This is a genomic window from Paenibacillus sp. ov031, from assembly GCF_900143165.1.
In the GTDB taxonomy this organism is placed as follows: Bacteria; Bacillota; Bacilli; order Paenibacillales; family Paenibacillaceae; genus Paenibacillus; species Paenibacillus marchantiae.
The window spans coordinates 528037-549943 of record NZ_FRDO01000004.1 but is presented as its reverse complement, the minus strand read 5'-3'; the positions used below and the strand labels follow the sequence as shown (position 1 = coordinate 549943).

16 protein-coding genes and 1 riboswitch are annotated in these 21907 nt (G+C 47.7%); of the genes, 11 read left to right on the top strand and 5 right to left on the bottom strand.

Annotated elements, in window-relative coordinates; genetic code table 11:
* Positions 1-11: 11 nt before the first annotated feature.
* Both BUA17_RS19965 and BUA17_RS19960 read left to right on the top strand, forming a co-directional pair.
* A complete protein-coding gene (locus BUA17_RS19965; protein ID WP_072734742.1) occupies positions 12-992 on the top strand; it encodes an ABC transporter substrate-binding protein in 981 nt (326 codons plus the stop codon).
* The gene (locus BUA17_RS19960) at positions 989-1771 is read left to right on the top strand and encodes a hypothetical protein (RefSeq protein ID WP_139295700.1); all 783 of its coding nucleotides are present in this window, start codon (positions 989-991) and stop codon (positions 1769-1771) included. The genes BUA17_RS19965 and BUA17_RS19960 overlap by 4 nt, the downstream gene beginning before the upstream one ends.
* A 144-nt stretch (positions 1772-1915) precedes the next feature.
* Here BUA17_RS19960 and gcvPB read toward each other — a convergent pair whose 3' ends face one another.
* From gcvPB to gcvT, 3 genes are all read right to left on the bottom strand, one after another.
* Positions 1916-3403 carry an aminomethyl-transferring glycine dehydrogenase subunit GcvPB gene (gene gcvPB / locus BUA17_RS19955; RefSeq protein ID WP_072734812.1) on the bottom strand — a complete coding sequence of 496 codons (1488 nt, stop codon included), beginning with the start codon at positions 3401-3403 and terminating at the stop codon, positions 1916-1918.
* Positions 3404-3498: 95 nt separating this feature from the next.
* A complete protein-coding gene (gene gcvPA / locus BUA17_RS19950) occupies positions 3499-4854 on the bottom strand; it encodes an aminomethyl-transferring glycine dehydrogenase subunit GcvPA (protein ID WP_072734740.1) in 1356 nt (451 codons plus the stop codon).
* Positions 4851-5987: a glycine cleavage system aminomethyltransferase GcvT gene (gcvT, locus tag BUA17_RS19945; protein ID WP_072734739.1), complete on the bottom strand. Its 1137-nt coding sequence runs from the start codon at positions 5985-5987 to the stop codon at positions 4851-4853. The genes gcvPA and gcvT overlap by 4 nt, the downstream gene beginning before the upstream one ends.
* Before the next feature lie 301 nt (positions 5988-6288).
* A riboswitch (glycine riboswitch) is annotated at positions 6289-6411 on the bottom strand.
* Positions 6412-6757: 346 nt separating this feature from the next.
* Here gcvT and gcvH point away from each other — a divergent pair.
* The 5 genes from gcvH to BUA17_RS19920 all read left to right on the top strand — a co-directional run bounded on the left by gcvH (position 6758) and on the right by BUA17_RS19920 (position 12863).
* Positions 6758-7147, top strand: a complete 390-nt coding sequence (gene gcvH, locus BUA17_RS19940) for a glycine cleavage system protein GcvH (RefSeq protein ID WP_063566882.1) — start codon at positions 6758-6760, stop codon at positions 7145-7147.
* 565 nt (positions 7148-7712) lie between these two features.
* A complete protein-coding gene (locus BUA17_RS19935) occupies positions 7713-9179 on the top strand; it encodes a PTS mannitol transporter subunit IIBC (RefSeq protein ID WP_063566883.1) in 1467 nt (488 codons plus the stop codon).
* The gene (locus BUA17_RS19930) at positions 9179-11284 is read left to right on the top strand and encodes a BglG family transcription antiterminator (protein WP_072734738.1); all 2106 of its coding nucleotides are present in this window, start codon (positions 9179-9181) and stop codon (positions 11282-11284) included. The genes BUA17_RS19935 and BUA17_RS19930 overlap by 1 nt, the downstream gene beginning before the upstream one ends.
* On the top strand, positions 11281-11715 hold the full coding sequence (locus BUA17_RS19925; protein WP_024633110.1) for a PTS mannitol transporter subunit IIA: 435 nt from the start codon (positions 11281-11283) through the stop codon (positions 11713-11715). The genes BUA17_RS19930 and BUA17_RS19925 overlap by 4 nt, the downstream gene beginning before the upstream one ends.
* On the top strand, positions 11712-12863 hold the full coding sequence (locus tag BUA17_RS19920) for a mannitol-1-phosphate 5-dehydrogenase (protein ID WP_063566885.1): 1152 nt from the start codon (positions 11712-11714) through the stop codon (positions 12861-12863). Before BUA17_RS19925 ends, BUA17_RS19920 begins: the two co-directional genes overlap by 4 nt.
* 52 nt (positions 12864-12915) lie before the next feature.
* Here BUA17_RS19920 and BUA17_RS19915 read toward each other — a convergent pair whose 3' ends face one another.
* Both BUA17_RS19915 and BUA17_RS19910 read right to left on the bottom strand, forming a co-directional pair.
* Entirely contained in the window at positions 12916-13164 is a 249-nt protein-coding gene (locus BUA17_RS19915; protein ID WP_072734737.1) for a cysteine-rich CWC family protein, read from the bottom strand.
* Positions 13165-13256: 92 nt separating this feature from the next.
* Positions 13257-15266, bottom strand: a complete 2010-nt coding sequence (locus BUA17_RS19910) for an endonuclease MutS2 (RefSeq protein ID WP_072734736.1) — start codon at positions 15264-15266, stop codon at positions 13257-13259.
* Positions 15267-15840: 574 nt separating this feature from the next.
* Here BUA17_RS19910 and BUA17_RS19905 point away from each other — a divergent pair.
* From BUA17_RS19905 to BUA17_RS19890, 4 genes are all read left to right on the top strand, one after another.
* Positions 15841-18177, top strand: coding sequence for a helix-turn-helix domain-containing protein (locus tag BUA17_RS19905; protein ID WP_170867894.1), 2337 nt, complete (start codon positions 15841-15843; stop codon positions 18175-18177).
* 283 nt (positions 18178-18460) lie between these two features.
* The gene (locus BUA17_RS19900; protein ID WP_063566889.1) at positions 18461-19414 is read left to right on the top strand and encodes an ABC transporter permease; all 954 of its coding nucleotides are present in this window, start codon (positions 18461-18463) and stop codon (positions 19412-19414) included.
* A 44-nt stretch (positions 19415-19458) separates the two neighbouring features.
* Positions 19459-20331, top strand: a complete 873-nt coding sequence (locus BUA17_RS19895) for a carbohydrate ABC transporter permease (RefSeq protein ID WP_024633116.1) — start codon at positions 19459-19461, stop codon at positions 20329-20331.
* A gap of 65 nt (positions 20332-20396) precedes the next feature.
* The gene (locus tag BUA17_RS19890) at positions 20397-21896 is read left to right on the top strand and encodes an extracellular solute-binding protein (protein ID WP_072734734.1); all 1500 of its coding nucleotides are present in this window, start codon (positions 20397-20399) and stop codon (positions 21894-21896) included.
* The last annotated feature ends 11 nt before the right edge of the window (positions 21897-21907 follow it).

Below are 21907 nucleotides of genomic sequence, written 5' to 3'. Positions count from 1 at the left end.
ATCTGTAGAAAATGAAACAACGAAATCAACGCTACTTCACGTTAACAGCAGTTTTGCTTGCGGTGCTATTATTGATTGTGGCCTGTGGCAACAAAGAGAAGTCAGGTTCGTCTGAGGCAGAACCGACGAAACAGGAACAAGCGGCTTCGGAAGAGTCCCAAGATGCCACGTTTACATTTAAGGATACAAATGGTGAGCAGACATTACCACAAAAGCCAGAAAATATCGCTTCCACAGTGACATATTTGACGGATCACCTGATTGCACTTGGCATGACGCCACAAGCTACAGTGAAATCACAGAACGAAGATTTTCCGTTATATTTGAAGCCATTCTTGAATGATGTGGCTATCATCGGTGATCAAGGTAAGGTCAGTGTAGAGAAAATGCTCTCTCTTGGACCAGATCTGATTGTGACGGATACGAACAGCAAAGAGCAATACGAGAATTATGCCAAAATTGCTCCAACGGCCATGCTTGATAATGGATATGTGGCACCTGATTGGCAGACGGCATTTCGAGCTACCGCGGCGGCCTTTGGTCTGAACGAAAAGGCAGAAGAAGTGATAAAAACCTATGAAACGCATAAAGCTGAGGCGATCCAAAAAGTTCACGCCAAAGCAGAGGGTAAGACACTCATGGTATTGCGGATAAGAAATGATATTCGGTATTACGGAGACATGGACTACAAATGGCTTTATGATGATTTCGGTTTCTCCAGACCGGCTGTTTTCCCCGTGACAAGCGCTGAAAGTCGCTATGAAGTATTGTCTAATGAAAAGTTGCCAGAAATCGATCCGGATTACATTATCCTTATCAATGATAATGAAGAGATCTATAACAATCTGCAGACCTTGGGGATTTGGAAAAACATGAAGGCTGTTAAAAATAATCAGGTATTCCAGGTGGCTTCAGATTCGTGGTTTGGCGGGTATGGACCCAATGCGGCTACTTCCATGCTGGATGACCTGAATCGTTTGTTCGGCGAATGATGAATGACCGGATTCGTGAGGAACTGGGGAAGCACTTTAATCTTGTACAGGAACTGAATGGTGTACCCGTGGCATCGCTATGTGGAGAATCTATTGTTGATCCGGAGGCAATGAGAAGCTTTTTGTCCGCCTATCAACAGTTAATCGAGGGACAGGATCTAACGGTTGCCGCAGCCTATTTCACCAGTTGGTTCGGGGATGTGGCAGCTGCGCTGCAATATACCGTATCCGTCCATGATGCAGCTCCGAATTTTTCGCTAGCCAATCTGAGTATACATTTGATGAAGGAAACCGGGTATACACGAATTGCTTTTCAACTTGAGAACATGGATGTCACTCTCGCTCCGAAGGATTCGGAGGAAAGAACGGTCTGGCTTGAAGCAGAATTAAGACGTTTTTACAGTCAGACTGCACGTCCCCTCATGGAGTGTTTGTCCAAAGCTTCTGGGTTGCATGTCAGCATGTTGTGGGGGCAGTTGCCAACGGCTCTGCAAAACTACAGGGAGAATATTCATAATACGTATCAAGACGATGAAGCTCTCTTGCGTCAGTTTGCCGCTGATGAACTGGTGCTGCAAAATGGTCTGGAAGCTGATGTATTTGGTCTGGCCAAGAATCCGCTTCGTGTCAGGGTTCGGATGATTGATCATCCGCTGGAGCCTACGAAGAGACTTGCGATCAAAAACGTCTGTTGCTTGCAATATTTACGACAAGGTCGCTCCTATTGTTACACCTGTCCGCGATTGGGCAAGAAGGAACGGGCCAATTGGAAGCCCTAGACCGGAGAAGATAAAATAAAGCTGACAGGTTAATAAGCAATAAAGAAAACAGCCGCGCAGAAAGCAAAATGCGGCTGTTTTTGGCATTTATTAATGATTATCAACGACTGAATATGTTTTCATTAGTTTATTAGAGGTTAGCTTTTAACTGCAAGCACAGTTCAGTACAGGTTTACGGGCTGCTGTTGTTTCATCCAGACGGGTAACCGGTGTGCCGTAAGGGGCATTGAGTACCAGTTCAGGCGTTTCTTCTGCTTCCTTGGCAATGCGAATCATCGTATCGACAAACCCATCAAGGGTTTCTTTGCTCTCGGTTTCGGTTGGTTCGATCATGATGCACTCCTCGACGTTCAGCGGGAAGTACACGGTTGGCGGGTGATACCCAAAATCAAGCAATCGTTTGGCAACATCCAGTGTACGTACACCATACTGTTTCAACCCCCGGCCAGACATAACGAATTCATGTTTGCACACGCCTGGATACGGAATCTCGTAGTAAGGTGCGAGACGGGCCATCATGTAGTTGGCGTTGAGCACCGCACATTCAGATACCCGGCGTAAGCCTTCAGGTCCATAAGTACGAATGTAGGCATAGGCGCGGACCAGAATACCGAAGTTACCATAGTAAGCTTTGACCCGGCCAATGGATTGATCACCTTCGCGATCCAATGCATATATACCCTCATCATTTTTGATGACCATCGGTTTCGGCAGAAATGGAATCAAGCGGCTCTTCACACCAACCGGGCCGGCACCAGGTCCACCTCCGCCGTGCGGAGTACTCATCGTTTTATGCAAGTTCAGATGCACCACGTCGAAGCCCATATCGCCAGGTCGGGTGATGCCCATAATGGCATTGGAGTTGGCTCCATCGTAGTACAGCAAGCCACCTGCCTGATGCACAATGGAGGCAATCTCCTGAATGTCTTTTTCAAAGAGTCCGAGTGTATTCGGGTTAGTCAGCATGAGCGCTGCGGTGTCCGAACCAACAGCTGCGCGAAGTGCGTCCAGATCTACCAGACCGTCTGCGCGGGAAGGAATCGTTACCGTTTCGAAACCTGCTACGGTTGCACTTGCCGGGTTGGTCCCATGAGAAGAATCGGGTACGATGACTTTCGTACGCCGTTCACCACGACCTTCGTGGTAAGCACGGATCATCATGAGCCCGGTCCATTCGCCATGTGCACCAGCGGCCGGTTGCAGCGTAACGGCGTCCATCCCGGTAAGTCCGGCAAGGTCATTTTGCAACGTGTAGAGCAGTTCAAGTGCACCTTGAATGCTGGATTCATGCTGATATGGATGAATTTTGGCGAACCCGTTGTAACGGGCCACATCCTCATTAATCTTCGGATTATATTTCATCGTACAAGAGCCCAGCGGATAGAATCCGTTATCTATCCCGAAATTACGACGAGACAGGGCAGTGTAATGGCGAATGACGTCAACTTCAAAAACCTCAGGCAATGCTGCTGCTTCCGACCGAAGCATTTCCCGGGGAATCAGGGAATCCACAGCTTGACGGGGAACGTCGCATTCGGGCAACGAATAAGCGACCCGACCCGGACTGCTGAGTTCAAAAATCAACGATTGCTCCGGTGCTGGAGAGGCAGCCTGGTTAGTGTCTGTTGTGATAGTTTCAGGTTGGCCCGAAGTGGAGATAGAGGTTACCGTTTCCGATTGTCCTTGTGCTGATGTCGTCGTAGTTGTCTTTGTTGTCGTTTCCTGAGTCACAGCGATCCCTCCAATACACGTGCGAATTCGTCGATCTCTTCCTTGCTGCGTCGTTCAGTAACTGCAATCAGCATATGTCCGGCGAGCTCGGGATAATCACGGCCAAGTTCATACCCGCCAATGAAACCTGCATCGAGCAATTTCAGTTGCAGTGGTTCCACATTTGTTCCTTCAGGCAGTTGGATAACAAACTCATTGAACGTAGGAGCGGTAAACGTAAGAGAGACGCCTGGAATTGCGGTAAACGTATTAAGGGCATAATGGCTCTTTTGCAAATTCAAATCAGCGACGTCGATCATGCCTTGTTTACCCATAATGGACATATATACAGAGGCGCTCAGCGCGAGCAACGCCTGGTTGGAACAGATGTTGGACGTCGCCTTTTCACGGCGGATATGCTGTTCCCGTGCTTGCAGCGTGAGTACAAAACCACGCTTGCCGTTGCGGTCCGTTGTCTGGCCTACAATTCGGCCAGGAATTCGGCGCATATGAGCCTGGGATACGGCGAAGTATCCGCATGTTGGGCCGCCGAGTGAAGCGGCGATGCCAAGGGGCTGCGCGTCGCCAACGACGATGTCAGCACCCAGCTTGCCTGGGGCTTCCAGCAGACCCAGCGATAGCGGGTTGGCGCTGACCACGAGCAGGCTCTTGTGCGCATGCGCAAGGTCTGCGGCCTGTTTTACATTTTCCACGGCGCCGAAGAAGTTCGGGCTTTGAATCATGACGGCTGCGGTGTCATCGGACACGGCGGCTTGCAGGGCATCCCAGTCTGTTACACCATTTTGATATCCAATCTCAACAATCTCCAGATTGAGGCCGTGAGCATAAGCTTGCAATACCTGACGGGATTCGGGGTGCACGGTACGTGACACAATCAGTTGTTTGCGGCGGGTTGCCGCTGCGGCCAGATTGCCTGCTTCCGCAAATGCAGTTGCACCATCGTACATGCTGGCATTGGCTACAGCCATGCCTGTCAACTCACAGATGTAGGATTGAAACTCGAAAATCGCCTGCAATTCTCCTTGGCTGATCTCGGGTTGATAAGGTGTATAGGCTGTATAGAACTCGGAACGGGAGATGACATGATTAATGACGGAGGGAACGTGGTGATCATAAATGCCTGCACCCAGGAAACTGGCGTGTGTCTCGAAGTTGGCATTCGCTCCCGCTTGCTTCGACATATGACGTGTCAGTGCGTATTCATCCAGTTTGGAGGAAACAGGCAGTTCGCCCTGATAGCGAATCTCCTGTGGAATGTCATGGAACAGATCCTCAATCGTTTCCACGCCGATGGTTGCCAACATGGCACTCTGATCCTGCTCGGTCATGGGGATGTAGCGATGCTTGCTCATGCTTGATCAGCTCCTTGAGTAGGTGTCTTTGGCGCACGTGTCCGTTTATGAAAAGGGGTCTTCACGACCTCGGCTTTCAGTTTCTTGCCACGAATCTCAATCTCCAGCGGGGTACCCAGTGCAGCATATTTGCTGTCAATCAAGGCCAGCCCCAGATTACGTTTTAACGTAGGCGACTGGGTGCCTGTGGTTACTTCACCAATCTGTACGCCTTCGGCGTAAATGGGATAATGAGGACGAGGGATGCCGCGCTCCAGCACTTCGATGCCGACCAGCTTGCGGGCAGGCCCATCATTTTTTTGCTGCAACAAGGCTTCATGTCCGATAAACGGTCCTGCATTTAGCTTCACAAACATACTTACGCCAGCCTCCAGCGGTGAGATGGTTGCGGACAATTCCTGTCCATACAGGGGCAGCTTGGCTTCAAAGCGCAGCGTATCCCTGGCACCCAGTCCTGTCGGAACGAGTCCGTGACCTTCTCCCGCTTGCATCAATCCGTTCCAGACCTCAGCAGCTTGTTCCGCGGGAACGTAGAGCTCAAAGCCATCTTCACCCGTATATCCGGTGCGGGATAACAGCAATGAAACACCACATACCTTCGCATTTGCCACAAAGCGGAAAGGCTCAATCGAAGACACATCGGTGTCTGTCACCGCTCTGAGAATATCCACTGCCAGCGGACCTTGCAGAGCAAGCAGCGCCGTTTGATCCGAATCATTGGTCATCGTTACGCCTGGCGTCATGTGCTGTTGCAGCCATGCCCAGTCCTTGTCGATGTTGGAGGCGTTAACCACCAGCATATAATGCTGGTCTTTCAGTTTATAGATCAGCAGATCATCGACCACGCCGCCATCCGGATAACACATTAACGTGTATTGGGCCTGACCGGGAACGAGTGTTGTTACATCATTAGTGGTCATGTGCTGTAAAAAAGCTTCTGCGTGTTCACCTTGTACGGTGAATTCACCCATGTGAGATACATCAAATAATCCAGCACGTTCTCGCACCGCTTCGTGCTCTTTCTGAATTCCACTGAATTGTACCGGGAGCTCCCAGCCACCAAAATCAATGCATCGTACGCCTTCATATTGCTGATAGAGTGGAAAGAGTGGGGTTCTAAGCAAATCGGACATCCAATCACCTCGTCATGGGCCGTCAACCGGCCGAGTGTATAACCGTGGATCAATGAATCTGGCATCATATTTTATTATAAAAGTAAGGTAAGGACGCTATAGGCAGTGCCGCTCTATAACCTGTTTTCGTTTTTTTGGGAAAAAGGAAAAGGACAGGCCAAAGAATAGGCATGCCAGAAGCACGCTGTATTCTTAGGCTCTGTCCTTGGTACCTGAGAGTTACCCCGCCGCATGATGCAGCAGGTTTCCCCTTGGGTGATCATAACGCCCATACAGGGCGATTAGATGCTCTCCAGAGTTGCGTCCCGTAAAAGTCCTTTTGCCTGAGAGATTCACCTCCGCTTGTCGGTGGCTTACTCCTTCGGCGTTACCGCATGTACACCCTGATTCGGGTGTCAAGGGTAATCTCTCCCTTTACATTCATCCGCGGGTATTGCATAGACCAATTAAACACATTTACTACTCTCATTAAAGCCTGAATCGTCTATTGATGTCAAGAACGATATCATAGATATGAACAAAAAATCCGAATGAAATTTTTAATTAACATTAAAATGTTCGTATATTATAATGAGTACGCTTACTTTTCTAATATTCACCATTATATGTAGGGAGGGTCCATTTGAGTTACAGGCATATAAGGAAGAAAAACAAATAAATTGTGAGGTATCTTGACATTTGAATCGAAAATATCATACGCTATGTTCTGGGAAAAAGGTTAAGGTCAAAGAAACGCATGCACTCATTAATGAAAAGCGAGGCGGATATCGATGAGCGAATTGAAAAGTGATTTCCTGTACAGTGAAGAGCACGAATGGGTGCAGACCGTAGGGGAGGATACCGTACGTATTGGCATTACCGAGTTCGCGCAGCATCAGCTGGGTGACATTGTGTTTGTAGAATTGCCTGACCTTGAATCGGATGTAAAAGCGGAAGACGGCATTGGAACGATTGAATCCGTCAAAACCGTCTCGGATTTGTTTTCTCCTGTCAGTGGAACGATTATTGCTGTGAATGATGCATTGCAGGATTCCCCGGAGCTGGTTAACAACTCCCCATATGAGGAAGGCTGGATGATCGAGATTCGTGTTGAGGGCGACCTCACAGCAGCACTTTCCACATTGATGAACGCGGATGCGTATCGTAAACATACGGAATAATATTAAGGTACAAATTTCCGCTAGATACGGAGTTTCAGCTTAATGGAAAAGTTCGTTTAACGTAATAAAAATGAATCGATTGATTATAGATCCGGATGGTGATACAGCTCATTCGGAGAATACTTAGGCGCAATTGCCTCACCTGGGACAGGGTGAGGCAATTGCGCTTTTTTCGTTGTTAACAGACGAATGGGATGGAATGAATATCAATTAACGTGTTTCATCATTATTTCTAATTGAGATAGAAACAGCTCGTTCAAATAGAATAAATTTACAATTTCATTTGTCATTAAAATGGGGCATTTCGTGGGTATGATACATGAAAGGGAATAACAGGTTCCATTCCATATACAAGGTTCAAACATGGGACAATCCTTTAAATTTAAATCTTGTCATCAACGTTCATGACGGAAGTAGGTTTTCATTTCGTTGTAGAAGATACCGTTTTCATTTACGATATGGTTGTAAATTAAGATTTATTGAAGATTTGTACCTTTGTTCGTCTGGATCATCCTTGTCAAAATTCAGTGGAATTAAGGTTTAATATGTTGAGGAGGTTTTCAATATGAGTTCAGTGGACGCAAAGTCCGAAAAAAGCGGAGGAATACGGGTCGGCGTTCAGAAGTTTGGACGTTTCCTGAGTGGTATGGTTATGCCTAACATGGGTGCATTTATCGCCTGGGGTTTGATTACGGCATTGTTCATTCCAAAAGGATGGTTCCCTAACGCAGATTTTGCATTGCTGGTTGATCCAATGATCAAATATTTGCTGCCTTTGCTTATCGGTTACACAGGCGGTACCATGGTACACGGCCAACGTGGTGGTGTAGTCGGTGCAATAATGACCATCGGGGTTATTGTCGGCAGTGACATTCCAATGTTCCTTGGCGCTATGATTGCCGGACCATTGGGAGCTTGGGTCATTAAGAAATTTGACAAAGCTGTCGATGGCAAAATCAAATCAGGGTTTGAGATGCTGGTTAACAACTTCTCCGCTGGTATTATTGGTGGGATTTTGGCCCTTCTAGCCCTTAAAGGCATCGGGCCTTTCGTTGAAGCGATTAGCAAGGTGTTATCGGCTGGGGTAGAAGCTTTGATGAATGCTGGTCTTCTCCCGCTGGTCAACCTGATCATTGAGCCAGGAAAAGTATTATTCCTGAACAATGCCATCAACCATGGGATTCTGACACCGATTGGTACGGATCAAGCAAGAGAACTGGGGCAATCCGTATTATTCATGCTTGAATCCAACCCAGGACCTGGACTCGGCATTTTGCTGGCATACTGCTTCTTCGGTCGCGGATCAGCCAAATCTTCCGCTCCAGGTGCTGTAATCATTCATTTCTTTGGCGGGATTCACGAGATTTATTTCCCTTACATTCTGATGAGACCGATACTGATTCTGGCTGCGATGGCTGGTGGTGTGGCGGGTACATTAACCTTCATGCTGACAGGAGCTGGTTTGGTATCTGCACCGTCACCGGGAAGTATCATTGCCTACTCATTGTTAACGCCTAAGGGTGGATATCTTGGCATGTTTGCCGGGGTAGCCGTAGCTGCGGTCATCTCCTTCCTCGTGGCATCCATACTGCTCAAAACAGGTAAACAGAAGGATGACGAAGATCTGGATAGTGCTTCCAACCGCATGAAAGATATGAAAAATCAGGGCAAAACGGGCAACCTCACCGTTGATAAAGACAATCGTGAAGCTGACCGTGCAGCCGATATTGCTTCTTCGGCAGTAAAAACGGATATCAATAAAATTGTATTCTCCTGTGATGCAGGTATGGGTTCGAGTGCCATGGGTGCCTCGATTCTGCGGAAGAAAATGAAGGCAGCCGGTGTGGATGTCGCTGTAACCAACACGGCGATCAGTGAGATTCCACAAGATGCCGACATCGTCATCACACAGAAAACATTGACTGACCGGGCCAAATCCGTGGCTCCAAATGCAGAGCATATTTCCATCGATAACTTCCTGAAGAGTCCTGAATATGAGGCACTGGTGGAGCGCCTCAAATCCGACTCCTGATGAGTAATATTACAAGGAGACAGCGTGAGATCGTGGAGTTCCTGCTGGAGCATCCTCATGAGGTAACTGCTGGCGATATAGCTGTTGCGGTCAAAGTAAGCACTCGTACCGTACATCGAGAGTTGCAGATGATTGAACAATGGCTTGAGCCCCTTGGCATGAGATTGGAAAAAAAATCGGGAACCGGGGTTCGAATTGATCCCGGTTCCGATGATTTGGCCGTATTGCGTCAACAACTTGAGCTTAACGAATATGTGGAGTTTACGCCCGAAGAGCGTAAACTCTTCATGCTTTGTATTTTGCTGGATGAATCCGAGCCTGTGAAGCTGCTTGCATTGGCCTCAGATCTGAAGGTGACCGTGTCTACGGCAAGCAATGATCTGGACGATCTGGAACCACGCATTCAGCTGGCTGGATTGAAGCTGGTTCGCAGGCGTGGATATGGGGTCAAGATCAATGGAAGCGAGCTGGCTCATCGCATGGCTATTTCCGCGCTCGCTCTTGAATATCTGGATGAATCCGATTTGTTCGGTAGACAGGCGGAGCAGGGAGTTTCCAAAGTAAACAGCAAACTTCTGGAAATGATAGGGCATGAGGATGTACTTACGGTCGAAAATGCATTATGGCAGCCGGATATTGAGTGGTTGGAAAATATCCCGGAACGTCAATACATGAAGCTGCTGATCCAATTGTCTGTAGCGGTTGTGCGGATTCGCAAAGGTTTTGGCATAGGTCGGGGCACACAACAGGACAAAAATGACGTTGGAAATCCACTGCAAGATGAGCGGAAGGTGCCGGAATATTTGGCTTCACGGTTGTGCGGCGTTCTATCTGCCCAGCTTGGGCTGGAGTTTGTGGGCGAGGAGCAGGCTTATTTTCACAGGCTGCTGGTTGAAATCGAGCAATCGATTCATTCCTCGCGTCTGCTGCCCATAGACGATCTGGTCTTACTCGACATGGTTCGTTCCCTTACAGATCGGATGCAGGAGAAAACTCATTATTCGTTCCATGAGGATCGTCTGCTTCGTGAAGGTCTGATTGCCCATATGGAGCCGGTGCTGGAACGTATGGATGGGCGGCAGCTTATCCGTAATCCGTTGCTTCAGCAGATCCGCAAGGATTATGAATCACTGTTTGAGGATGTAAAGAAAGCCGTGCGAGAGGCTTGGCCCAATACGGATGTTCCGGATGAGGAGATCGGATTTTTGGTAATGCACTTCGGTGCTTCCATTGAACGGCTGAGGGTGCTGAAGCGTGAAATCAGGGCTGTCGTCGTCTGTACGAGTGGGATCGGATCTTCACGGATGTTATCGAGCCGTCTGTCCAAGGAAATTCCCGAAATTCGGATTGTGGACAGCGTGTCCTGGTATGAAGCCGCGCGTATCCCAAAGACGGAATATGATTTGGTTCTCTCTACTGTGGATCTGCCGATGGATAAACATCAATACTACAAGGTGAGCCCACTGCTGACGGCAGAAGAAAGTGAACGTTTAAGACATTTCATCAGGACAACGACGCTTCAGCGGGAACATAGTCCCCCACCTGAAGCAGACTCAAGGACAACAGGACGAATTTCCGATCCGGTTGGACTGGAAGCGACCCTGATTGAAATCGTACAGATAATCGGCAAGTTTCAGGTGTTCCCGCTGGATAATCAGGAGATCGGATTTTTAGAAACGGCTTACGCCATGTGCAGCGTTTTGCATCAATCCGGTGTATTGAATAATCCAGATGAGATTGCCAGGCTGCTGGAGGAGCGTGAAGCTGTTGGAAGTCAGAAGATTCCCGGAACTTCCCTCGCTCTGTTTCATACACGCAGTGATGGCATTCACAGTCCTTCAATTACGCTGTTCCAATTGACAGAGCCGCTTCTACGCACGCCGGAAGACCCGGCAGGTGTCAGCCATGTGCTCTTGATGCTTGGACCCAGACAGTTATCGAAGGAAAGTTTGGAGGTACTGAGTGAGATCAGTGCGCTATTGTTGCAGGAAGAAATGATTGCATTACTTGAAAAAGGCAACCGGGATGATCTTATTCATTACTTGTCCCAAGAACTTGCGGGATTTTACCGCAGCAAAACCGAAATTGGAGGTATTCAAACATGAGTGTGTTAACTAAAGATAAAGTCATCATGAATGCAACGGCTCAGGACAAATACGAAGCGATTCGTATGGCAGGTCAAATTTTGAAAGACGCGGGACATATCACCGCTGAATACATCGACAAAATGCTGGAGCGTGAAGAGATTGTCTCCACGTATGTCGGCAACGGACTTGCGATTCCACACGGCACGAAGGAATCCAAATCATTCATCCTGTCCACAGGCATTTCCGTCATTCAGTTCCCGCAAGGTGTTGATTTTGGGGAAGAAAAAGCGTATATGGTAATTGGTATCGCCGCTCAAGGTGGAGAACATATGGAGATCCTGACCAGCATCGCAGTCATCTGCGCCGAGGAAGAGAACATGGAAGCTTTGCGTCATGCTCAAACCGCTGAAGAAGTCATCACTATTTTGGAAAGTGAAATGGAACTATGAAGGCCCTTCACTTTGGAGCAGGTAATATTGGACGTGGCTTTATCGGTTTGATTCTGTCCCGTGCAGGCTACAATGTTGTTTTCTCCGACGTTAACCAGGAGCTGGTTAAGGCTCTAGAGCAGCGTGGAGAGTATACGGTTGAACTGGCTAACGAGGCCAAAGACCTGGAGACAGTTACCGGTGTGAGTGCAATCGATGGAACCAATCTGGATACCGTTGCTCAGAATGTTGCAGAAGCTGAACTGATCACAACTGCAGTGGGCGTGAACATTCTGAAACATATTGCTCCCGGTATTGCCAAAGGACTTACGTCCAGACTGGGAACGGGCGATGTCTTCCAACCCCTTCACATTATTGCCTGTGAAAATGCAATTGGAGCCAGCACTCAGCTGAAAGAACATGTATATGGCCTGCTTGATGAGCGGACTCGCCTGCTTGCGGATCAGTACGTGTATTTCCCGGACTCTGCCGTAGATCGGATTGTGCCGATTCAGCATCATGAAGATCCGTTGCATGTACAGGTAGAGCCTTTCTATGAATGGGTTGTTGACCGTTCACAAATGGCTCCTGCGTTCAAACCGGTTGAGGGCGTAATGTATGTGGATGATCTGGAGCCTTATATCGAACGGAAGCTGTTTACCGTAAATACGGGACACTGTATTGCCGCTTATATTGGATATGTGAACGGGTTTGATACAATTCAGAAGGCTATTGCCGATGAAAAAGTCAAATCCATCGTATATGGTGCCTTGCAGGAAACCGGAGCCGTTTTGGTGAAGCGTTTTGGATTCAATGCCGACGATCATCAGTTGTACATTGCCAAAATATTGGAACGGTTCGTTAACCCGCATCTGACGGATGAGGTAACTCGTGTAGGACGTTCTCCACTGCGGAAACTGTCCCCGAATGACCGTCTGGTTCGCCCAGCTCTCCAGGCTTACGAGTATGGAACGGAGACAACACTTTTGGCGATGGGTATGGCCGCTGCCTGCAAGTTTGACGTATCCGAAGACCCGGAAGCGGTGGAACTCCAGACTACGATCCAGCAAAAAGGGATTGAAGCAGCACTCAGCCAGTATACGTCCATGGATGAGAGTCATCCTGTACTGAAGCAGGCTGTAGCGCATTATCAACAAATGCAGAAGTAACGTTCTGTATTTCAATACAAAATAATATTGATTGAAGAAGAGCCTCACAGGGTTAACTGTGGGGCTCTTTATTTTGCTCTGTCTTCTTTTTATACGTATCCAGACATGCCTCGCAGATGCAGGACTTCCTGCGCTGGTCTGCCGGAATGGGGTCAAATACCCCTTCTGGGAACACAGCCCGGTTACACCAGCATTCTGAATGAGGACGACCAGCCGCATAGGAGCAGCCATTGGGCTCACCGCACAAAGGGCATATGAGAACTTCTGGAGTGACTTTCTTTGTATCCTGCTCAACAGACATACGAGTCTTCCTTCCCCGATAAATTTCTAACCACGAACGATCGATAGGTTTATTAAAGTATAGCAACTCAACCCATTATATCAATCCTGTGGTTATTCTTCAGGGGGCAATTCAATTTTCAGTCCTTCCACATGCTTGCGACTCATCAGTTTGCGTTTCTTTCGGTTCTCTTTGGACTCCAGCACAATGTCGAGGTCATAGTCACCCGGATATAGTTCATCTGCGGAGATGTGCAGAGTTAGACGTTTCTTATGAATTTTGACTTTACGTCCACGCAGCATGACTCCGATATTTCCGCGACTGTCCTCCACATCACATACGATGCCTGACTGGTTCAGATAAGCTGCATAGACGCGATCCCCTTTTCGGAATGCTTTGGCAGGGGGCGCGGGTTCTAATGTTTCAGGCCGATCAGCAGATTGCTTTCTAGTTCCAGTCTGTACGGACGGGCTGATAGGTTTTATCGTGTTCCTTGCTTCATTCAATTGTTCTTGTTCAACCGTGCTGTTTATTTGCGATGACGTTGAACTTACGTTAGGCACGGATGGAGAGGAGGTGGAAGAGACACTTTGCGAGACACCCTGATCTGAAATGAGCTTGGAGCGCTCAATAATACGCTGTGGCATACCCAATTTCAGTGCAATGGAATAGGCATAGCTGTCCCCGGCTTCTCCGATCCGCAATCGATAAAGAGGTTGAAGAGAGACCGTATCAAATTCCATTCTTGCATTCTCAAATCCAGGCGTGGATGCTGCAAAATGTTTGATTTCCCCAAAATGGGTTGTAGCGATAACGGTAGCTCCACGGCTGTGCAGCTCCTCCAGCATGGCGATCGAGAGTCCCACTCCCTCACCGGGATCGGTACCGGAGGCCATCTCGTCAATAAGCACAAGTGTCGATGAATCGGCTTGCTCCAGGATGCCAATCATGTTGCGAATATGTGCAGAAAAGGTACTGAGTGCTTGCTCCAGGCTCTGTCCATCGCCGATATCAACAGCAATTTCATGATACACGGCCATCTCGCCATCTTCAGCGACAGGCACAAGCAGACCAGATTGCATCATCAATGTGAGCAGACCCAATGTTTTGAGTGCAACCGTTTTGCCACCCGTATTCGGCCCGGTAATGATTAGCGAGGAATAAGTCTGACCAATCGCAAAATCAAGCGGAACCATGGATGCACCCATAAACGGATGGCGGGCATGATGAAGCCGAACACGTCCAATGGCATTGACGCTTACAGTTCGTCCGTCCATGGTCGCTGCATATTTCGCTTTGGCGAACAGGAAATCCAGAATCCCTACCGTTTCCGTATTTAACGAAATTTCACGATTATAAGACTCTGCCAAGGAGGTTAAGTCACCGAGAATTTTCATCTCCTCCCGTGATTCCTCGGCTTGCAGTGAAGACAGCTCCATTTGCAGACCTACTAATTCAGCAGGTTCAATATATACGGTTTGGCCACTTCCTGATTCATCCAGCACACTGCCTTTAACGTGTTTGCGGAATTCTTTCTTAATGGGCAGCACGGTTCTTCCACCACGCTGACTAATCACATTTTCCTGCATGATGGAGCGGTGTTTGCTTATTAGAGAATCCAGCTTGCGCTTCATGCGTTCCTCATTCACCGTCATTTTTTTACGAATACGTATCAGCTCCTTGCTCGCCTGATCCTGAATGCGTCCACTATGGATACAGCGTTCAATCTCGCTGAGCAGGGATTCCATCCATATCATGGATGAAGCGTAGCGACTAACTGTGGGGGCCACTTCGGATTTGCCCTCCATGTATTTCATAAGCTGTGCGCAGCTGCGCAGAAATTGGGCGAGATTGCTGAAATCACGTTCCGTAAATAAATAACCGGTGCCGAGCAGATCCATGATGGTCTCCATGCCATCCAGTGAAGGAATGGGCACACTGGCACCGTAACGAATCAAAGCAGCCGCTTCAGCGGCCTCTTCTAGCCGCATTTGAATCAGAGAAGCGTCGACCATTGGCTTCATGTCTCTTGCGTAACGTTTGCCCAAATAGGATAGGGCACAGGCTGCAACGTTTTTTTGAATTTGGGGATAACCCAGACTGGTTAACGTTTTTTCATTCATGCTTGATCTCTCCTTGGATATAAAATGGAATTTCGGTTAAAGCGATGGGACATATTCCCGGAAAACGCAAAAAGGGCGGAGAATGAACAAACGTCATTCTCCGCCCTTAACGTACGGGAAAGTAGGGCCCGTTATAGGTCTATACAAAAAAATCCACGCTGAACACAGCGCGGAAATAGACCCGGACACGTACAATCCCGGAGGCGATTTATGATATCCGCTGTTCTTAACTAAGTACAGGGTAATGGCGCATCATGAAATACACGTATGCCACAAGGCACAAGTGAATCGAAGGCCAAACTCCTGAATATGAAACTAGTTAGTTAAGAACGCTCACCGACATCAAAATCTCTCCTTTGATTGAGGAATATGCAACCAATATAAACTGGAAATTGCCTTGAAGTCAACCTTCAATAATAAATAGTGGACTTGAATAACAATGGGTTTTAAAATAACAATAGTAAATTAATCCAATGAAAGCGATATTATACATACGTTTTGCATTAGATCGGGTAGTGATTCCGAAATCGTTCTCGATCAAATAACGCAAAATGCACAAAGGAGGATGCTCTTTTTGCCTAAATACCTGCTGCGTTTGCTCTGTTTTACCATGATTCTCGGAGCCCTTCCGGTCATTGTTATTGGTTCAGTCTCCTATTCGATTGCTTCACGTGACATTGAACAGAAGGTCCGGGAGAGTAATTTGCAGATTCTGCATCAGACCCAAATGCGGGTAGAGCAAGTATTGCGCAGCCTGCAATTATCGTCCATCCAATATGTGAATTCTCCACTGGTATTACAAGCGATGAAAAAACCGCTGGACAGCAGCGAATTTCAGGAAATTCGTGATCTGACTTCCGGATTTAATAATCTGCAATCGGTTACTAATATCGATCAGGCCTATCTCGTGAATCTGGATGAAGACTGGGTCGTTTCGATGCGTTCCTTTGGAAAATTGGATGATTTCAGTATTCGGGACCGGATAGGCTCTTATTTGAAATATACAAACAGCCTGTTCTGGGTAACGCAAAATGTGAGTTCAACCAAAGAAAGTGTGCCGGTATCGGCGGGAGTTGGTGAAGCAACGCCAGAACACGCACCTACTCTTATTTCATCCGACAACGTGGTAAGCATGGTATTCAAGATTCCGATGATACCAACGAATGTGAAACCCAAGGGATTTTTGGTTATAGACATAGCCGATACAGAGCTAAGTACATTTCTAAGTCGAAATCCGAATTCAGGGGATATGTACGTCCTTGATCGGGAGCAAAAATATTTTCTCAACGATACAGAACAAGACGGGAAATACGACACGCTAAATCAGGAAATCCATGAAAAGGTACAAACGACAGGACAGTCGGAGGGTTTCTTCAGTGCAGAGGTCGAGGGAAGTCAGGTGGCAGTTAGCTACAGGCAGTCCCCACTCAATGGTTGGTTGTATGTATCCGTTGTATCGCTGAGTCAGATAACCGCCCAATCGCAGAAAATTGCATTGGTTACGGGAGTGGCTACATTAGTCATGTTATGTTTGACGGGATTAGTAGCCATCTACGGCAGTCGCAAGATGTATTCTCCCATTTCCAGACTTCTGCAGTTTACAAAAGGATTGGATTCTCCATTGGCTCCGTCTGGACGCCGTCAGGATGAATTTATATATATCGAAGAGCGATTATCGACCTTGTTCAGCTCGGAAAAGACGATGCGTGAGCAGATGAAGGGCCAGCATGTTCATTTGCAGGAATTTTTTATGACAAAACTGCTTACAGGCAAAATATCGGAAGATGACTTCAGATATCAGGGTCAGTTATACGATTTTCCAATCTCATGGTCCAGACTTGGGTTACTTACACTTCAGATCGATACCCTTGAAGGGACAAGGTATGAGGAGCAGGACCGGGATCTGCTGCTGTTTGCGTTAAACAATATGGTCGGTGAGCTGCTGCCCTCTGAGATTCGTTTCGCACCTGTCATGATTGATGACGCCCAGGTTACGGTGCTGGCATCCATGCTTGATGATGAAGTACAGCTAAAAGAGTGGATGCACACTCAAGCCGAATTGATCCGTGAGCGGGTCGTGACTTATCTGAATCTGCCTGTAAGTATCGGTATTAGTCGCTCTTACTCTGCAATAGGTGATTCACCAAGGGCTTACCAGGAGAGTCGTGAGGCGCTCCAAGGCAGGGTAAGTTTGGGCAGCCGTATTATTTTGCATTACGAGGATATTCAGCCGCGAGGTCAGACGGAGGCAGCGTTATATACACAGCTCAGGATGATTGAAGACCAGTTGGCTTCTGCACTCAAGCAAGGGGACGAGGAGAAAACCGATGCGTACTTTAAGCAATACCTTGGTCTGCTTGCAGACAAGAAGCTGCACTTCAGCGAATACCCCGTTATCATGGTTCAACTGTTGTCCCGTGTGTATCAGCTTGTACAGGAGCAGGGTGGGAATGTTGCGGAAGTGTTGGGCGAAAAGGCCTCTATGGCTCGACTACTCAAGTTATCCACATTGGATGAAATGACGAACTGGTTCCGCAAATGTTTATTTCACCCTGTCATTCGATTCTGGCGTGAACAGGAAGAATCTCAATATCTGAATATTGCCCGGCGCATGATTCGGCTGATCGAGGAGCGATATGATCGCGAATTGTCGCTGGAAGCTTGCGCAGAAGAACTGAATTTTCATCCAGTCTATCTGAGCCGTGTGTTCAAGAAGGAGGCTGGTGTGAACTTTACGGAATACCTTGCCGAATACCGGATGGAAAAAGCCAAAACCTGGCTGCAGACGACCAACCTGAAAATATCGGAGATTGCCGAGAAACTCAATTACACCAACCCTACTGCTTTTATCCGTACATTTCGTAAAATTACGGGAACTACCCCCGGAAAATACCGGGAGCAGCAGCGATAAAAGCAACCTGCTCTGCCTGCCATGGCAGGCAGGTTTTTCTTTGTTTCAAGGTCAGCCTTTATTCTGCGTTTGCAGCAGAGTTAAGACAGGAATATCGGAGGTTAAATGTGGTTCATTCAGAGGAGCATTCCAGAATTACAAATGCCTTAAACCCTTGCTGCATAAGGGAACACAAGAAGCTAAAATGAGACGATAGCCAGTTACCCATTTATCCTCCACAATGAAGACATGAATTCAGGAAGTGATATTTTGTAATCGTTTCCAATGTGGGGAGGAAGACACTATGAAAGCCGAAACGGCGGCTCGAACACGACCCGCTACCCGCAGTGACAAAAACCTGCTGTGGAGGGACATCATCAAAAACCGGTGGCTTTATATTATGTTGATACCGGGCGTGCTCTACTTTGTTATTTTCAAATACATACCCATGTACGGCATTACGATGGCTTTTCAGGATTACACGCCTTATAAGGGCATTCTGGGCAGCGACTGGGTAGGGTTCAAGCACTTCCAGCGTTTCTTCGGGGAACCGCAGTTCTGGACTTTGTTCCGGAATACGTTTTTGCTAGCGATTTATAATATGGTGTTCTTCTTCCCGCTGCCAATTGTATTGGCACTCATGATGAATGAAGTTCGCCGTGAACGATTCAAACGCTTTGTACAGACGCTGGTATATGTTCCGCACTTTGTTTCCTGGGTTGTTGTGGTTGGTGTGTTCTACATGCTGTTCACAACCGAGGGCGGCGCTATTAACGAATTACTTTATAACCTGACGGGACAAAAAGTGGCTTTCCTGCTAGAGCCTGGCTGGTTTCGAACGATGATTGTTGGACAATCCATCTGGAAAGAGGTAGGTTGGGGCACGATTATTTTCCTGGCGGCACTCTCCGGTGTAGATACACAGCTCTATGAAGCTGCACGGATGGATGGTGCCAATCGCTGGCGTCAGACATGGCATATTACGTTGCCTGCCATCCGCAGTACAATCATTATTTTGCTCATTCTGCGTCTGGGTAACTTCCTGGATACAGGCTTTGAACAGATCTTCCTGATGCTCACGCCGACGAACCGGGATGTGGGTGAGGTATTTGATACCTACGTCTACACCAAAGGTCTCACACAGGCACAGTACAGTTATAGTGCTGCTGTTGGTTTGTTCAAGTCGGTGGTCGGACTGGCACTTGTACTGGGTGCCAACACGATGGCCAAAAAATTCGGGGAGGAAGGCGTCTACTAACGCTTGCAGCAGACGTTCTTCACCAGACAGGAGTGAACATTAAGATGCAACAGGATAAAACGTGGGGCAACCGGATCTTTGATATCCTCAATCATGGTTTTCTACTTTTGATCGGAATCGTGACCGTTATCCCGTTCATTTATATTTTGGCCGTCTCGTTTACGAGTCCGCATGAAGTGGCTAAGGGAGGATTCATTCTTTTTCCGAAAGAATTCTCCCTCGCTGCTTACCGTTACATTTTCTCTACAGACACATTGATTCGCAGTCTGGGTGTATCCATCTATATCACCGTAATCGGAACACTGCTTAACCTGTTGTTCACGTCGCTTATGGCGTATCCGCTCTCCAGAAGATACTTGCGTGGACGCCAGCCGATCTTGCTGGGTGTACTGTTCACCATGCTGTTCAGCGGTGGGATGATTCCAACCTACTTTGTCGTAAAATCATTGCACCTGACGGATACATTATGGTCTTTGATGCTGCCTACAGCGATTAGTGCGTTCAACCTGATCGTACTTAAGAACTTCTTCCAAGCCATTCCGGATGAACTGGAGGATGCCGCCAAAATCGATGGATGTAACGATGTGGGCGTATTGTTCCGTATTGTTCTGCCTTTGTCGATGCCAGCAATGGCTACATTCTCTCTCTTTTATGCGGTGGCTCACTGGAACAGCTTCTTCAACGCCGTAATCTATATCAACGATAGTGAAAAGTGGCCTGTGCAGGTATGGCTACGTGAAATTGTCATCTTGGCTCAGAGCCGGATCGGTGATACCAGTATCGAAGAGACCGAGATTCAGCCGCTTACCATTCGAATGGCCGTTATCGTGTTCTCCACGATTCCAATCATGCTGGTGTATCCATTCCTGCAAAAACACTTTGCCAAAGGAGTGATGCTGGGATCGGTAAAAGGTTGAAATTGCGCATGGTTGTAAATCAGAACGGGTTCATGACTGTATAAAAAAGGGGAGGTTTTCGTTTAATGAAAGCAACAAAAAAGAAAGCCATAGCTGTCTTGAGCACACTGGCATTGGTAACAGGCCTGCTGGCAGGATGCGGATCGGAGGAAGGTCAGGCTGCCGAGGGCGGAGTGCAGAACGTGTCCATTGCAATAGCACAGGTGGGCGACGTACCGAGCAAAGGCAATGAGGTCCAGCAAAAGATTGAGGCGTATACGAACACCAAACTGGACATTCAGTGGATTCCGGCTTCGGCTTACAATGACAAAATCAATGTCATGATTGCATCCAGCGATATGCCCAAAATTGTGAAAGTACAGTATAACCCAACCGTAACCAGTGCGATGCGTAACGATGTATTCTGGGAAGTTGGACCTTTGCTGAAGGATTATAAAAATCTGTCTGCACAGAACGAGCGTTTCTTTGACAATATCAAGGTGGAAGGCAAAATCTACGGGGTACCCGTATTCTCTGATATTGCCCGTGCAACGGTGATTTACCGTAAAGACTGGTTTGATAAGTTGAATCTCAAGGTACCAACGACACCGGATGAATGGTATGAAACGATCAAGACGCTGGCGACCTCCGATCCGGATGGAGATGGTCAGGATAATACGTTTGGATTGATGCTTTTCAAAAAGTATAACGAGGATCAATATTCCTTCACTACACGTCTTGGCGTAAGTTTTGGTGCACCAAACAAGTGGAAGGTAGAAGATGACGGCAGTTTTACGCCGGAATTCATGACACCGGAATATATGCAGGTGCTGGATTTGCTGAAACGTTTGTATAGCGAGAAACTGCTGAATCAGGACTTTGCCGTATTTGACTCCACAGAAGCGGAGAAGAAATATGATACAGGTGTTGTCGGCATGCGTATCGGTGTCGCCCAGAACGGAAAGAGCCAACAAGAGCGTCTTTCTAAGAATGACCCGGATGGCGTAGTAGACATTGCAGGTTTGCTTGGTGTGAGTGGCGACCGTGTGGCGGGGCAGACGGGTAACTCCGGTATTCTGGCCTTCCCGAAAGCGACGGTGAAATCGGAAGACGAGCTGAAAAACCTGTTGTCTTTCCTGGATAAATTGATGGACCCGGAGATGGCAACGCTGCTGATGCGCGGTATTGAAGACAAACATTATAAGAAGGCTGGCGAGGACCAGGTGGAGATGAGCGACTTCGATGCATTCCAGCGTGAAGTGAAGCCATATCGTGATAACTTGCCTTACGTAGAAGGTTACAACGTACCGAAATTGAAAGATACCGAACTCGGTGAGAAGGGTACGGAACTTGCCAAAGAGCTGGCCGAACACGCTGTGCCAAACCCTGCATTAACCTTGTATTCGTCTACTTATGGCGACCGTGGGGCAGATCTGGATCAGATGATTGCAGATGCGCAGACCAAATATATTATGGGCAAAATCGATGAAAATGGCTGGAAACAGGAGATCGAGAATTGGGGCAATGCGGGCGGTACCAAAATTCGTGAGGAATATGCCGAAGACTACAAAAAACAGGCTAAATAAAAAGCCGGAAG